The organism is Flavobacterium johnsoniae (assembly GCF_030388325.1).
GTDB lineage: Bacteria > Bacteroidota > Bacteroidia > Flavobacteriales > Flavobacteriaceae > Flavobacterium > Flavobacterium johnsoniae_C.
In genome coordinates this window covers 3,838,654-3,855,358 of sequence record NZ_CP103794.1, presented here as the reverse complement: position 1 = coordinate 3,855,358, position 16,705 = coordinate 3,838,654, and the positions used below count along the sequence as shown (strand labels likewise).

The window sequence follows — 16,705 nt, the reverse complement described above, 5'->3', positions numbered from 1 at the left end:
ATTGTCTATTTTTATGGCCTATCTTGTAATGGAGCAGTAGAATGTATTTTCGATTAAAACTCCAGAAAGCAATACCGTTTTTACAGATAGTTTAAAATTTTTAATGACAAAACGACTTATATATTATTATGTCAAACCATAAAATACTTACTATTGACAATCTGTCACTTCAAGAATTTGATTCAGAAGCAGAATTAATTCCATTATTAACGCCAGAAGACGAAGAGGAAATGAATAATGAGGAACTTCCTGTTTCGCTTCCAATTTTACCTTTACGAAATACAGTTTTATTCCCAGGAGTTGTTATTCCGATTTCTGCGGGGAGAGATAAATCTATTAAATTGATTAATGATGCTAATGCTGGCGTAAAAATTATTGGTGTAGTTTCTCAAATTAATGAAGAAGACGAAGATCCGTCAAAAGATGATATACATAAAATAGGAACGGTTGCACGTATTTTGCGTGTTCTGAAAATGCCTGACGGAAATGTTACGGTTATTCTTCAAGGAAAAAAACGTTTCGAAATTGACGAAGTTGTTGCCGAAGAGCCTTACATGACAGCAACAATTAAAGAAGTTGCAGAAGAACGTCCAGATGAAAATGATTCTGAATTTACAGCGATATTAGATTCTGTAAAAGAATTGGCAATTCAAATTATTAAAGAAAGTCCAAATATTCCTTCTGAAGCGACATTTGCAATTAAAAATATTGAAAGCCAATCGTTTTTAATCAATTTTGTTTCTTCAAACATGAATTTATCAGTAAAAGAAAAACAAGGTCTTTTATCGATAAATGGTTTGAAAGAGCGTGCTTTAGAGACTTTGCGTTATATGAATGTAGAACTTCAAAAATTAGAATTGAAGAATGACATTCAGTCAAAAGTACGTTTTGATTTAGATCAGCAACAAAGAGAATATTTTCTTCAACAGCAAATGAAAACCATTCAAGAAGAATTGGGTGGCGTTTCGCAGGAAGAAGAAATGGACGAAATGGGATTGAAAGCGAAAACCAAAAAATGGGAGGAAAAAACGCAGAAACATTTTGAGAAAGAATTATCTAAAATGCGTAGAATGAATCCACAATCGCCAGATTTTGGAATTCAGCGCAACTATTTAGAGTTATTTTTAGAATTGCCTTGGGGCGAATATTCTAAAGATAAATTTGATTTAAAATTTGCTCAAAAAGTTTTAGATAAAGATCATTTTGGTCTTGATGAAGTTAAGAAAAGAATGATTGAACATTTGGCAGTTTTGAAATTGCGAAATGACATGAAATCGCCAATTATATGTTTAACAGGGCCTCCAGGAGTTGGAAAGACTTCAATTGGTCGTTCGGTTGCAGAAGCTTTAGGACGTGAATATGTTCGTATTTCACTTGGTGGATTACGTGATGAAGCAGAAATTCGCGGACACAGAAAAACTTATATTGGTGCAATGCCAGGTAGAATTATTCAAAGTTTAAAAAAGGCAGGAACTTCAAATCCGGTTTTCATATTAGATGAGATTGATAAATTATCAAGCGGAAATAGCGGAGATCCTTCTTCAGCTTTATTAGAAGTTTTAGATCCAGAACAAAACAATGCATTTTATGATAATTTCCTAGAAATGGGATATGACTTATCTAAAGTTATGTTTATCGCGACTTCTAACAATATGGCGGCAATTCAGCCAGCATTGAGAGATAGAATGGAAGTGATTAAAATGTCTGGGTACACAATTGAAGAAAAAGTAGAAATTGCCAAAAGACACCTTTTTCCGAAACAATTAGAGGCACACGGTTTAACATCAAAAGATTTAACAATTGGTAAAAAACAATTAGAAAAAATTGTTGAAGGTTATACAAGAGAATCTGGTGTTCGTAATTTAGAAACTAAAATTGCTCAGGTAATTAGAAATGCAGCAAAATCTGTTGCAATGGAAGAAGAGTACAACAAAAAAGTTACAGATGAAGATATCGTAACTATTTTAGGAGTTCCGAGATTAGAGCGCGATAAATATGAAAATAACGATGTTGCAGGTGTTGTTACAGGTTTAGCTTGGACGAGCGTTGGCGGAGACATCTTGTTTATTGAATCTTTAATTTCTGAAGGAAAAGGCGCTTTAACAATTACAGGAAATCTTGGAACTGTAATGAAAGAATCGGCGACAATTGCTTTAGAATATATTAAAGCAAATGCTAAGAAATTAGGTTTGAAAACTGAGATTTTCCAAAAATATAATATCCACTTGCACGTTCCAGAAGGAGCAACTCCAAAAGACGGACCAAGCGCTGGTATTGCAATGCTTACTTCTTTAGTTTCTCTTTTAACTCAAAAGAAAGTGAAGAAAAGTATTGCTATGACTGGAGAAATCACACTTCGTGGAAAAGTATTGCCTGTTGGCGGAATTAAAGAGAAAATCTTAGCAGCAAAAAGAGCTAACATTAAAGAAATTATTTTATGTCACGAAAATAAAAGTGATATTGATGAAATAAAAGCAGAATATTTAGAAGGCTTAACTTTTCATTATGTGAAAGAAATGAGCGAAGTACTTACTTTAGCTTTGACTGATCAAAACGTAAAAAACGCAAAAGAGCTTAAATAAGCTTCTAAGTTTATAAAGTATATAAAAATCCAAATTCCAATTTAATTGGGATTTGGATTTTTTTTGTTCAGAAATTTTTATTATCGGTTTGCATTTAGCTATAAAATTTAATTTTTAAGTTATATAATTTTATATTTGTAGTTGCGTTATTCCCACATAGGAACGCCAAAACCAAAAATGCCAAAACCAGTCGTTTTATTTTTCATGATTTTAATTTGTTCGGTTTCCTTCGGACAAGTGGGAGGGCGCTACACTTATCAGTTTCTAAATTTAACTACTTCACCAAGACAAGCGGCATTAGGAGGAGATATTATTACGATATACGACGAAGATGTTAATCAAGCTATGTCTAATCCGGCCCTGATAAATCCAGACATGGATAATCATTTAGCATTAAATTACGGCAGTTACTATGGAGAAGCTTCATATGGAACTGCTTCATACGCTTATACTTATGATAGACATGTGCAGACTTTTTATGCAGGAATTAGCTATGTAAACTATGGCTCGTTTGAAGGTTATGATGAAAACGGACAATCTACTTCTAGTTTTACAGGAAGTGAAGGAGCATTAACCGTAGGATATGCGTATAACGTTCCTTATACAGATCTTTATATTGGTGCGAATGCTAAGTTAATTACTTCGTCTTTAGAAAATTATAATTCTATAGGCGGCGCTGTAGACTTAGGTCTTTTGTATTTAGTCGAAGAAAGTAAATTAAATTTAGGTTTTGTAGTTCGTAATATTGGTACACAGTTTACTACTTATTCAGGAATTAAAGAAAATTTGCCATTTGAGATTGTTGCTGGAATTTCGCAAGAATTAGAGCATGTTCCAATTCGTTGGCATCTTTCGCTAGAAAATCTTCAACAATGGAATATTTCTTTCTCGAATCCTGTTCGCGGAGAAACGAATATCGACGGATCAACGAATCCTGAAAAAGTTTCTTTTTTTAATAATGCATTGCGACACGTAGCTTTTGGTGTTGAAATTTTTCCTCAAAGAGCCTTTAATTTCCGAGTAGGCTACAATTTTAGAAGAGGAGAGGAATTAAGAGTAGAAGAACAACGTAACTTTTCAGGAGTTTCTCTTGGTTTTGGATTGAAAATAAATAAGCTGAAATTCAATTACTCTTATTCAAGATACACGTTGGCAGCAAATACAAGTCTTTTTGGTTTGATTTTAAATTTTCAATAATTACACAAAAACTTTTCTTGAGTAAAATTATAAATGAAGAAAATACTTTTTATAGGTCTTTTGCTTGCAGCGGTTTTTACTGCTTATCTTTTTATATCTGACAAAAAAGATTTTTCATCTGCTTCTGAAACTGAAATAGACAAAAGAATTGAATATCAAGTTTCTGAAGTTAGAAAATTCTTGAAAAGCAATTCAAAGTATAATGACAGAGTTGTATTTTTTATCGATATGAAAATACCTTCTGGAAAGAATCGCTTTTTTGTTTACGATTTAAAAGAAAATAAAATTATAGACAAAGGGCTGGTTGCTCACGGTTCTGGTTCTGAAACAGGAATAAAAGGAAACCTAAAATTTAGTAATGTTCCTAATTCATTAAGTACTTCACTTGGAAAATATTACATAGGAAACCATTATAATGGAAAATTTGGAAAAGCTTATAAATTGTATGGTTTAGATGAAAGTAATAGCAATGCTTTTAAAAGAGATATAGTTTTTCATTACTATTATGATGTTCCATATAAAGAGAAAGATGGTTACATTTGCAACAGTTATGGCTGTCCTATGGTAAATAAAAAGTATTTCCAGAGAATGGCAAAAATAATTGATAGTTCAGAATCGGATATTTTAATGAATATCTATTATTGAGATTAAATCGGTTTTAAGAGAATAAAAAATAAAAACAAAAAAATTGAGAAAAATTACCATTGCCATCGACGGATTTTCATCTACAGGAAAAAGCACTTTGGCTAAACAATTAGCAAAAGAACTTGAGTATGTTTATGTAGATACAGGCGCTATGTATCGTGCAGTAGCGTATTTTGCTATGCAACATAATTTGATAAGTGCTGATTTTTTTAAGAAAGAGGCTTTGATTGAGGCGTTAGTTGATATTAAACTTGAGTTTAGATATAATGCTGATTTAGGTTTTGCAGAAATGTATTTAAATGGTGAAAATGTAGAGAAGCAAATAAGAACTATCGAAGTTTCTAATTTTGTGAGTAAAGTCGCGGCAGTTTCTGAAGTTCGCGCTAAATTAGTAGAACAGCAGCAAGAAATGGGAACTAATAAAGCAATTGTGATGGACGGAAGAGACATTGGAACAGTAGTTTTTCCAAACGCTGAACTTAAAATTTTTATGACAGCAAGTGCTGAAACGCGCGCTCAAAGACGTTTTGAAGAATTACAGCAAAAAGGTGACAATGTAACTTACGAAGAAGTTTTGAAAAATGTTGTGGATCGCGATCATATGGACACACACCGTGAAGATTCTCCTTTAGTTATTGCCGAGGACGCAATTGAAATAGATAATTCTTACTTAAATAAAGAAGAGCAATTTGCCGCTGTTTTAGAATTGGTAAATGATATTGTTAAATTGGATTAATTCTTTGTAGATATTATTTTTAATGCTAGTTTTACCGCTTCATTTTTATTAAAAAGACAATTTCATCTTATGGGGATTAAAAACAGATTGATTTTAATGAGCTTTCTTCAATTTTTTGTTTGGGGAGCTTGGCTTATAACAATTGGAAATTATTGGTTTGGGACGAAAAATTGGGAAGGAACTCAATTCGGTCTTGTTTTTGGAACCATGGGAATCGCTTCTCTTTTTATGCCTACACTTACTGGTATTATTGCCGACAGATGGGTAAATGCTGAAAAGCTTTACGGAATTCTTCATATTTTGTATGCAGTAGTTTTATTTGGAATTGCACAAGTTGCAACGCCAGATACTTTTATTATTGTAATGCTTTTAGCAATGTGCTGTTATATGCCAACAATTGCTTTGAGTAATTCTATTTCTTATACATCACTCAAATTAAATAATAAAAACATTGTAAAAGATTTTCCGCCAATTCGTGTGTGGGGAACAATCGGTTTTATTGTGGCCATGTGGATTACTAATTTAAGCGGAAGCAAAGCAACAGAATATCAGTTTTATATTGCCGGAATTGGCGCTTTAATTTTAGGAATTTATGCATTTACATTACCAAAATGTGAACCACAACGTTTAATTAAAGAAAACGCAACTTGGATTGAAACTTTTGGTTTAGAATCTTTCAAGCTGTTTGCAAACTACAAAATGGCATTGTTCTTTGTTTTTTCTATGTTTTTAGGAGGAGCACTTCAATTGACAAATGCTTATGGAGATGTGTTTTTAGATGAATTCAAGCATTTTCCAAAATATGCAGATTCGTTTGTAATTCAATATTCGACTATTATTATGTCGATTTCTCAAGTTTCTGAGACTTTGTTTATTTTGGCGATTCCGTTTTTCTTAAGACGTTTTGGAATCAAACAAGTTATGCTGATTAGCATGCTTGCTTGGGTTTTACGTTTCGGATTATTTGCATTTGGAGATCCTGTAAACGGATTATGGATGATTATCTTGTCTTGTATTGTTTACGGAATGGCATTTGATTTCTTTAATATTTCAGGTTCTTTATTCGTTGAAAGCAATACAGATTCTAAAATTCGTTCTTCTGCGCAAGGTTTGTTTATGATGATGACCAATGGAGTAGGAGCAGTTTTAGGAAGTTTGACTTCTGGTTGGGCAATCGATCGTTTCTTTACAAAATCGTTTGTTAATACAGCTGAATTAGCAGGATTTTTAGAAACAGATACAGAAAACTCTAAAATGTTAGAATTTGTAAAAAGCCAAGGGAATTCAGTTTCTGCAGATGGAATTTTTGCGAATCCAGTTTTAATGAAAGACTGGCATACGATCTGGCTTTCGTTTGCGGCTTATGCATTAGTGATTGCCATAGCTTTTGCTGTTTTATTTAAACATAAACATGATCCGAAGGAGATTGAGAATTTAAGTCATTAAAAAAAAGTATTCTTGAATTGGATAATCTAGGGAGAGAATAGAATAAATTATTATAATAAAAAATACCACAAAAAGTTTCTAAAATTAGAAACTTTTTGTGGTATTTTTTATTATACGTAAGTTTGATGAAATATTTTGAAACGAAATTTTTAGAAGAAGCGGATAAATTCATATCTACACTTGATCGAAAAGCAGTAGCTAAAGTCTTATATAATATTGATTTAGCTGAGAAAAATCATGATCCACGGTTGTTTAAAAAACTTAAAGATGACATTTGGGAATTTAGAGTTAAATTTAATGGTATGCAAATAAGGCTTTTAGCATTTTGGGACAAAACTGATAGTAAAGAAACTTTTGTTTTTGCAACTCACGGTTTCGTGAAAAAAGTTGATAAAGTACCAGCAAAGGAAATTGAGAGAGCAAATAAAATTAGATTGAATTATTTTGAGAATAAATAAAATTTGAAAGATGGAAAAAAAGGCAATAAAATCTTATTCTCTTTCTGAAATGAAAGATAAGTATATTGGATTAATTGGAACAGAAGAAAGAGATCAGTATGAATATGAACTAAATATGGAAATTCTTGGTAGAATGATAAAAACTGCCAGAAAAGAAAGAAATCTAACTCAGGAACAATTAGGGAATTTGATTGGAGTTAAAAAAGCTCAAATTTCTAAGTTAGAAAGCAGTACAAATAGTGCAACAATTGATACTATAATAAAGGTGTTTAAAGCGTTAAAAGCAGAAATTAGTTTTAACGTAAAGATTGAAAATCAGAATTTGCAGGTTTCGTAAACTTCGACAAAGATAGTTAAACATTGTAAACTTTGCAGTTTTTAAAACCTGACAGTTTTTCGTTTGTTAAGGTCTTATGAAAACAAAAAGTTCTAATCTAGCCCCGATAGAAGTGGAAATCCTTTTGTGCTGGGGTTCGGCACAAAAGATTGCAACGGATAGCGGGACTAAACGTCTTTAAAACCCTCAAATCTTCTGCTTCTTAATAATCAACTGATAATCATATCGGTTTTGTTTTGTTAATTCAGAAAAATATATTAATTTTGCAGTCCTTTTGGCAGAGAAGAGTTTCCATTAGGTATCAACCATTTATGTAAAACAACTTCTGTATTTTCTATCGCATTGAGAAACTCGAGAAAAACAGAATACAAATTTTTTTATCAGCATGTCTGAACAAACAAAATCACAAGAAGAGTTTTTAGCAAATTTTAACTGGCACAACTTCCAAGAAGGAATCGATGCAGTAGATGAAAAAAACTTACAAGAGTTTGAAGAACTAGTATCAAAAACTTTCATCGCTACAGATCAAGAAGAAGTAGTTGAAGGTGTTGTAGTTAGAATTACAGATAGAGACGTTATCGTTGATATCAATGCTAAATCTGAAGGTGTTATTTCTTTAAACGAATTTCGTTACAACCCAAACTTAAAAGTAGGTGACAAAGTAGAAGTATTAATCGACATCCGTGAGGATAAAACAGGTCAATTAGTATTATCTCACAGAAAAGCACGTACTATCAAATCTTGGGATAGAGTTATTGCAGCTAATGAAACTGGAGAAATCGTTAACGGTTTTGTTAAATGTAGAACTAAAGGAGGTATGATTGTTGACGTATTCGGTATCGAAGCGTTCTTACCTGGATCTCAAATTGACGTTAAGCCAATTAGAGACTACGATGTATATGTAAACAAAATGATGGAATTCAAAGTGGTAAAAATCAACCACGAATTCAAAAACGTAGTTGTATCTCATAAAGCTCTTATCGAGGCTGATATTGAAGTACAGAAAAAAGAAATCATCGGTCAATTACAAAAAGGACAAGTATTAGAAGGTGTTGTTAAAAACATTACTTCTTATGGTGTGTTCATTGACTTAGGTGGTGTTGACGGATTAATTCACATTACTGACCTTTCTTGGAGTAGAATCAACCACCCAAGTGAAGTTCTTGAATTAGACCAAAAATTAAACGTTGTAATCCTTGATTTCGATGATGAGAAAACAAGAATTCAATTAGGATTGAAACAATTAAACGCTCACCCATGGGATGCTTTAGATGCTAACTTAACTGTTGGTGATAAAGTTAAAGGTAAAGTAGTTGTAATCGCTGATTACGGTGCTTTCATCGAAGTTGCTGAAGGTGTTGAAGGTTTAATCCACGTTTCTGAAATGTCATGGTCAACTCACTTACGTTCTGCTCAGGACTTCGTGAAAGTTGGAGATGTTGTTGAAGCAGTTATCTTAACTCTTGACAGAGATGATCGTAAGATGTCATTAGGTATCAAACAATTAACTCAAGATCCATGGACTGACATTACTTCTAAATACCCAGTAGGTTCTAAACATACAGGTATCGTTAGAAACTTTACAAACTTTGGTATTTTCGTAGAATTAGAAGAAGGAATTGATGGATTAATCTACATTTCTGATCTTTCTTGGACTAAGAAAATCAAACACCCATCTGAGTTTGTAAACGTTGGTGAAAAACTTGATGTTGTAGTATTAGAATTAGATGTTGAAGGACGTAAATTATCTTTAGGTCACAAACAAACTACTGCTAATCCTTGGGATCAGTACGAAGATTCTTTCGCTGTAGGAACTATCCACAACGGTGAGATTTCTGAAATCGTTGACAAAGGAGCTACTGTAGAATTCGGAGATGATATCGTTGCTTTCATTCCTACTCGTCACCTTGAAAAAGAAGACGGAAAGAAATTGAAAAAAGGTGATACAGCTGATTTCAAAGTAATTGAATTCAATAAAGAATTCAAAAGAGTAGTTGCTTCTCACACTGCTATCTTCAGAGAAGAAGAAGAGAAAAACGTGAAAGCTGCTGCTGAAACTACTGCATCTGCATCTACAAACGCACCAGCTGCGACTTTAGGTGACAACAATGATGTATTAGCTGCTTTAAAAGCTAAAATGGAAAAAACTGAGAAAAAATAATTCTTAGCTTTTTTATAAATAGAAAGTCCCACAGAAATGTGGGACTTTTTTTTGTTTTATGCTCTTAGTTTTTATAAAAATATTATTCTGATTTATTCAATTTCTTCTGATTAAATGATTTTTATTAAAATGGTATTACTTTTTTTTGTAAGTTTATATTGTTGAAAAACAGTGTTTTATGTTTTTTTTTGTGATAACTGTTTTTATATGGATCTTTCATAAATTTATTTATGATCATTATTTAATTTTTTTTTGAATAATCTACTCGTCTGTTTTTATTTTTACAAAAACAGTTTCAATATTCTTACCTAGGTTTATTCTTAAGATGAATCTACGCAATATTTAAACTTCAAATAAATGAAAATAAATTACTTTTAATAAACATGCCTATAGGTTACAGACTTACATTGTTGTAAGCACTTTAATGTTTATATCACTTTTCTACACAAGGATTGTCTTTTTTTGTTCACAAACAAAGATCAATCATAATCCTGTCATCAGTAAAATAGTTACAATTTTTAGATTTTTCTTCTTCTTATAACTTACTACCTGCCCTCCATATAAATTATCCAGTTATGTCTTAATTCTAAAAATTACTGATTTTCTTGCTTTAAAATTTTATTTTTTAAATAAGCAGTTAATATTTTGATGATGATGCTATAAAATTTCGAATGTTTTATTAATTAAAATCAAAATTATGAAAATTAGACTTTTACTTTTACTGCTTATTTTAGGAGGTTTATGTAATGCACAAGTTGGAATTGGAACTCCTTTACCAAATAATTCTTCTCAATTAGATGTTGTTGCAGCCAATAGAGGTGTTTTGATTTCCAGAGTGCAGTTACAAAGCGCCACAAGTATGAATCCTATTACTAATAATGGCTCACTACCTTCAAGTCTTTTGGTTTTTAATGAAGCTACAGCTGGTACAGCACCATTAAATGTTACTCCTGGCTATTATTATTGGTTTAATAATAGATGGAACAGAATAGTAATTTCTTCTGAGTCTACCGTACCTGCTGGTACAGTGATATTTAATCCTACTACAAACACATTTTCTTATACTGATCAAAGTGGAAATACGCAAATTATTGATTTTCAGAATATAGTGAAAAGCAATGAAACGATTACAACTTTAGTAAACGATTCAGATGGAAAACATACTTATACCAGCGAGAACAATACTGTAACTGTAATTGACGTAGTCGGCGATGTTACGAATAATGCTTCGACAATTTTAAATAATCCCGCAGTTGTAACGGAATTGACAAACATTATTAAAAATAACGAAACATTAACTAGTCTGGTTTATGACGCAACAGCAAATACTTTAACGTATACTGCGGAAAACGGAACTCCAACTGTCGTTAATTTGTTAAATCTGGTTCAAGGCGCTGAAACACAGACGAGTTTGGTATACGATGCGACAGCTCAAACTCTGACCTATAATCCAGAGAATGGGGTTGCTACGGTCATCAATCTCGCCAATCTTGTAAAAGCTTCAGAAACGATTACGACTCTAGTAAACGCTGCGGACGGAAAACATACTTACACCAGCGAGAACAATACTGTAACTGTAATCGATGTAGTCGGCGATGTTACGAATAATGCTTCGACAATTTTAAATAATCCGGCTGTTGTAACGGAATTGACAAACATTATTAAAAACAACGAAACATTAACTAGTCTGGTTTATGACGCAACAGCAAATACTTTAACGTATACTGCGGAAAACGGAACTCCAACTGTCGTTAATTTGTTAAATCTGGTTCAAGGCGCTGAAACACAGACGAGTTTGGTATACGATGCGGCAGCTCAAACTCTGACCTATAATCCAGAGAATGGGGTTGCTACGGTTATCAATCTCGCCAATCTTGTAAAAGCTTCAGAAACGATTACGACTCTAGTAAACGCTGCGGACGGAAAACATACTTATACCAGCGAGAACAATACTGTAACTGTAATTGACGTAGTCGGCGATGTTACGAATAATGCTTCGACAATTTTAAATAATCCGGCTGTTGTAACGGAATTGACAAACATTATTAAAAACAACGAAACATTAACTAGTCTGGTTTATGACGCAACAGCAAATACTTTAACGTATACTGCGGAAAACGGAACTCCAACTGTCGTTAATTTGTTAAATCTGGTTCAAGGTGCAGAGACACAGACAAGTTTGGTATACGATTCTACAGCTCAAACTCTGACCTATAATCCAGAGAATGGGGTTGCTACGGTCATCAATCTCGCCAATCTTGTAAAAGCTTCAGAAACGATTACCACAATTACTCCTGTTGTTACTGTGGGAAATACAATAGCAAACTATTCCAACGAGGTAGGAACTCCAGTTGCAATTCAAGAAACATTAACTACACAATCTCAAAATCTTACTACCGGAGATATTACTTATACAAATGAAGCAGGAACAGCTTCTACATCAAAAGTAGTAAGCGCTAATACTGGCAATCTGATTTCAGTGGGTACAGATGGCGGAAGTTTTATTGATAATGCAGTAATTACCGCAAATGAAACAATTACTGCGATTACACCAATTGTTACAACAGGAAATATTATAGCGCAATATACTAATGAAGCAGGAGGGACGCCCGTCGACATACGTGAAACTCTAACATCTTTGGATTATGATCCAACTACCAATATATTAAATTATACTAGTGAAGACGGAACTGTAAGTCCTTTTGATTTAACTGGGCTAAAATCTCTGGTAACCGCTGGCACTAATGTCACAGTTACAGGAAATGGAGAAACTGCGACTCCATATGTTGTAAATTCTCCTATTGAAACTGCATTATTAACTCCAAGTGATCCCATTGTTGCATCTGCAACAACAGTAGCTGTTCCTTCTGCAAATGTGCAAGGTGCAATAGGAGATTTAGCAACCGAGTTAAAACAAAAATGGGATCTGAGAGGAAATGCAGGAACTGTAGCTGGAACAAATTTTTTAGGTACAACAGATAATGTTGATTTAGTTTTTAAACGAAATAATATAGTAAGCGGTATTATAGCGCAAAGTAATACATCATTAGGAGTGAATGCATTAAATCTGACTACGACAGGATTTAGTAATGTTGCTTTAGGAACTAACGTAATGACGGTAAATACAGATGGAGTTGGTAATACTGCGATGGGTTATAGTAGTTTGAATCGTAATACATCTGGCGGATTTAATGTAGCAATAGGGAATACTGCATTAGAGAATAATACATTCGGAAGTAATAATGTAGCTCTCGGATCATTTGCTCTTCGTCAAAATACGACTGGTAATAGTAATGTTGCTGTAGGTAACGGAACATTAGAGTATAACACCACAGGTTTTTTTAATACGGGTGTTGGCTTGCAAGCGTTAGCCAATAATGTGAGTGGAAATAACAATGTAGCGATGGGGCGTTTTTCATTGAGCGCTAATATAATTGGAAACTTTAATACTGCAGTAGGAAATTTGAGTTTAAATACAAATAATAATGGAAATAATAATACTGCATTAGGTTACAACGCTTTAGCGAGAAGTGTTAACGGAAGTTTTAATGTCGCTATTGGAGCTAATGCTTTATTAAATAGTACCGTTAATAATAATACAGCAATAGGTTATAGCACACTAACCACAAATACAACAGGAACTAGAAATGTAGCAATTGGGGTTTTAGCTCTAGAATTAAATACAACAGGAAGTAATAATGTTGCAATTTCAGATTTTACTCTTAATGCTAATACAACAGGAAGCAACAATATAGCATCAGGTTATTTAGCGCTTAATAGCAACAGAACAGGAAGTTACAATATAGCAACTGGTGTTGAAGCTATGATAGCCAATCAGGTTGGGAATTTAAATGTTGCGGTTGGTTATCGAGCCTTGGCAAATAATTCAACAGGAAACAATAATACAGGAGTAGGAAATAATGCTGGCAATAGTGGCAGTACAGGAAGTAATAATGCCGCCTTTGGAGATTCTGCATTATATGCAAATTTTTCAGGAGGAAATAATGCTGTTGTCGGAGCTAACGCTTTATATGCTAATTCAAGTGGTTCAGGAAATGTCGTAATGGGATTTGAAAGTGGCAGATATTTTGGCGCTACAGGAACCAATAATCTAAATATAGTTGATAATTCCGTTTATTTAGGTACACAGATTAGAGCACTTAATAATTCTGCAAATAATGAAGTTGTTATTGGTTATGCCGCGCTCGGTAGAGGGAATAATACTGTCCAGATTGGAAATGATGCTATGACAAGTATCGGAGGACAGGTCGCATGGTCAAATCCTTCTGATTTACGTTTAAAAAAAGACATAGAAACAAGTTCTTTTGGTCTGAATTTTATAAATAAACTTCGTCCTGTAACTTATCATCTTAAAAAAGGAACAGCTGATTTACAATCTGGATTTATTGCTCAAGAAGTAGAGTCAGCAGCTAAATCTGTTGGTTATCAGTTTAGTGGAATTGTAAAACCTGCAAGTGAAAATGATTTTTATAGTCTTCGTTATTCAGAATTTGTTGTTCCGCTTGTAAAAGCTGTACAAGAACAGCAAGTTAAAATAGAACAGCAAGATAAAAAAATAGCTGATCTTGAAACGCGTTTACAACGTTTAGAAGAAATAGTAAATAAATTAAAGTAAGAAGTTATGAACAAAATAGTAGTATACTTACTTGTTACATCGATATATTGTATTGGTATAAAAGCGCAAACTTCAAACATAGGCGATTTAACTGTCAGCTCAAATACGATATTGTCGACTGTAGAATCATTTGACAACAAAACGACTGGAAATTTTGTGAATGACGGAACTTTCTATGTTTATGCTAATTTTAATAATGATGGTTTGGTCGCTTTTTCTCCAAATTTGAATACAGGATTAACTTATTTTAAAGGAAGTTCTGCCGCGCAAACTATTTCTGGGCTATCGTTAAGCGAATTGTATAATGTTAGGTTTGAGAATAATTTTATCCAGCCCGCCTTTTTATTGTCGGGAAATATTACCGTGTTTGGAACTTCTGATTTTTATTATGGAATTGTAGATAATGTGACTCAACCTGGAAATTTTTTGTTTGAAGAAAATGCAACACATCAAAATACGAGTAATAATAGTTATGTAGCAGGTTTTGTTGAAAGGAATAAAAATAATCAGTTTGAATTTCCAATAGGCGATGGCAGTTTTTTTAGACCTTCGGCAATAAGCCAAAGTAATTCACCGACCAATTTTTTTAGTAGCAGATATTATCTCAAAGATTCAAATGCCTTACATCCGCACAATCAGAAAGATCCTTTAATTCAAATTATCGATCAACCTGAATATTGGAGTTTTGAAAGCAATCAGAATCCTGTAGATATTGCACTTACTTTATCATGGAATGAAGCAACAACTCCGAACGAAATTATAAATGGAAATGCTGGAACAACATTGGCAATTGTAAGATGGGATGAAACTACAAATAAATGGGTATATTACACAACCGCTGTAGATGAAAGTGCTAAAATTGCAACAGCATCGATTAATAATGATGGAATTTTTACACTTGGACGAATTCTATCTAATTCAACTGATGAGATTGTTATTCACAACGCTATTTCTGCAAACGATGATGGGAAAAATGATTTTTTTCAAATTGACGGAATTACTAATTTCCCGAACAATAGACTTCAAATATATAATCGCTGGGGAATAAAAGTATTTGAAACAACTGGCTACGGAATAGATAATAATTTGTTTTATGGATATTCTGAAGGCAGAGCTACAATAAAAAAATCGAGTATATTGCCAGATGGAACATACTTCTATATTCTTAATTATGAGGTTACAGATAATCGTTGGAAAGAAAAAGCAGGATATCTTTATCTGACTTCGGCCAACTAAAATTATTAATTATTTTAAAGCTAATAAATGGGTTTCTTCTGGAGTAAAATCATTTACAATTGCGTATGAATCTATTTTTGCAATAGCCATTTCATCCAATATATCAACTAAGTTTTGAAAGTTACTTTTAGGGCTTGGTTTTATAATTACGATTACGCTGCTTTTAGGTTTTCCAATTGATATTGCATATTTTTTTATTTGTTCTTTTTTCTGAAATACCTCTTCACGTATACCGCTTTTTCCAAATTCGAACATTTTAGGCATTTCATATGGATTTGGTAAAATACCTGTATATGTAATTATTTTGTTATTGTCATTAAGTAAAATTGTATATAAACGATATCCTTTAATGTGGCCTATAGGACCACATACAATATCACCATTATCTGGCAGATTTAAATTTGCCCCTTTTGGTTTTGATAATTCCCCAACAACCATAAAAAAAATAATCAGTAAAAAAGAAATACTAACCATTGCAGTTAAATCAACTCTAGAGCTTAGTTTTCTGCTTCTGACTTTTTGAGGTAGGTTTTTCATAAAGATTAGTTGTTAGTTTGAAGCTAATAAATTTGATTCTTCCGGCGAAAAATCATTTACAATTGCGTATGTGTCTATTTTTGCTATTGCCATTTCATCTAAAATATCTACCAGATTTTTGAAAGTACTTTTTTTGCTTGGCTTTATAATTACAATTGCACCATTTTTAGGTTTTCCAAGTGCCGTCGAATATTCTATAATTTTATTATTTTTTTGAGATAATTCTTTTCGAATTCCATTTTTACTATAATCAATTTTTTTGGGATTTTCTCTTGCAACTACTAAAAGACCTGTGTATGTTATTATTTTATTATTCTCATCTAATAAAATTGTTATAATACGACTATGCTCGCCACCGCAACTAATAACACAGTTAGTTGATTTGTTAGAATATTTTTCTGGCAAACTTAAATCCAAAACTTTAGGTTTAGACAATTCACCAACAACCATAAAAAAAATAATCAGCAAAAAAGAAACGCTGACCATAGCAGTTAAATCAACTCTTGAACTTAACTTTTTACTTCTGACTTTTTTAGGTAGATTTTGCATAAAATAAGAGTTTAGATTTTAAAGTTAATAATAAAATCGAAATGTTTTTAAGGTATTTTTAAAATTTTTAGAAAAATATTTTAATGTGTGAAAGCGTGAATTCCTTGAAGATTTTAATTTTTTGTAATGATTTCTGACGTTAAGTTATTTTTTCTGCAAAACCAAAACATTTATATCAGCGTAAA

Annotated in this window: 12 protein-coding genes; 10 read left to right on the top strand and 2 right to left on the bottom strand. The window is 32.6% G+C overall.

Annotation, left to right across the window (positions count from 1 at the left end; translation table 11 throughout):
• Positions 1-128: 128 nt before the first annotated feature.
• The 10 genes from lon (at position 129) to NYQ10_RS16880 (ending at position 15,434) form a co-directional block, all read left to right on the top strand.
• Complete coding sequence (gene lon, locus NYQ10_RS16925) at positions 129-2,582, top strand: endopeptidase La (RefSeq protein WP_289877401.1); 2,454 nt, start codon at positions 129-131, stop codon at positions 2,580-2,582.
• Between the two features lie 177 nt (positions 2,583-2,759).
• Positions 2,760-3,779 carry a type IX secretion system protein PorQ gene (gene porQ, locus NYQ10_RS16920; protein WP_289877400.1) on the top strand — a complete coding sequence of 340 codons (1,020 nt, stop codon included), beginning with the start codon at positions 2,760-2,762 and terminating at the stop codon, positions 3,777-3,779.
• A gap of 33 nt (positions 3,780-3,812) precedes the next feature.
• Positions 3,813-4,424, top strand: a complete 612-nt coding sequence (locus NYQ10_RS16915) for a murein L,D-transpeptidase catalytic domain-containing protein (RefSeq protein WP_289877399.1) — start codon at positions 3,813-3,815, stop codon at positions 4,422-4,424.
• A gap of 43 nt (positions 4,425-4,467) precedes the next feature.
• Complete coding sequence (gene cmk, locus NYQ10_RS16910) at positions 4,468-5,160, top strand: (d)CMP kinase (protein ID WP_289877398.1); 693 nt, start codon at positions 4,468-4,470, stop codon at positions 5,158-5,160.
• Positions 5,161-5,229: 69 nt separating this feature from the next.
• Positions 5,230-6,606, top strand: a complete 1,377-nt coding sequence (locus tag NYQ10_RS16905; RefSeq protein WP_289877397.1) for a nucleoside permease — start codon at positions 5,230-5,232, stop codon at positions 6,604-6,606.
• Positions 6,607-6,731: 125 nt separating this feature from the next.
• Positions 6,732-7,064 (top strand): type II toxin-antitoxin system RelE/ParE family toxin, encoded by a 333-nt coding sequence (locus NYQ10_RS16900; protein ID WP_289877396.1) that lies wholly within the window; start codon positions 6,732-6,734, stop codon positions 7,062-7,064.
• 10 nt (positions 7,065-7,074) lie between these two features.
• Positions 7,075-7,401 carry a helix-turn-helix domain-containing protein gene (locus tag NYQ10_RS16895; protein WP_289877395.1) on the top strand — a complete coding sequence of 109 codons (327 nt, stop codon included), beginning with the start codon at positions 7,075-7,077 and terminating at the stop codon, positions 7,399-7,401.
• 385 nt (positions 7,402-7,786) lie between these two features.
• On the top strand, positions 7,787-9,562 hold the full coding sequence (rpsA, locus tag NYQ10_RS16890) for a 30S ribosomal protein S1 (RefSeq protein WP_026728756.1): 1,776 nt from the start codon (positions 7,787-7,789) through the stop codon (positions 9,560-9,562).
• A gap of 697 nt (positions 9,563-10,259) precedes the next feature.
• A complete protein-coding gene (locus tag NYQ10_RS16885; RefSeq protein WP_289877394.1) occupies positions 10,260-14,198 on the top strand; it encodes a tail fiber domain-containing protein in 3,939 nt (1,312 codons plus the stop codon).
• A gap of 6 nt (positions 14,199-14,204) precedes the next feature.
• The gene (locus NYQ10_RS16880) at positions 14,205-15,434 is read left to right on the top strand and encodes a gliding motility-associated C-terminal domain-containing protein (protein ID WP_289877393.1); all 1,230 of its coding nucleotides are present in this window, start codon (positions 14,205-14,207) and stop codon (positions 15,432-15,434) included.
• A gap of 9 nt (positions 15,435-15,443) precedes the next feature.
• Here the strand turns inward: NYQ10_RS16880 and NYQ10_RS16875 are convergent, their stop codons facing one another.
• Together NYQ10_RS16875 and NYQ10_RS16870 are read right to left on the bottom strand one after the other, a co-directional pair.
• Positions 15,444-15,971 carry an ExbD/TolR family protein gene (locus NYQ10_RS16875; RefSeq protein ID WP_289877392.1) on the bottom strand — a complete coding sequence of 176 codons (528 nt, stop codon included), beginning with the start codon at positions 15,969-15,971 and terminating at the stop codon, positions 15,444-15,446.
• A gap of 12 nt (positions 15,972-15,983) precedes the next feature.
• Positions 15,984-16,520 (bottom strand): ExbD/TolR family protein, encoded by a 537-nt coding sequence (locus tag NYQ10_RS16870; RefSeq protein ID WP_289877391.1) that lies wholly within the window; start codon positions 16,518-16,520, stop codon positions 15,984-15,986.
• Positions 16,521-16,705: the final 185 nt, after the last annotated feature.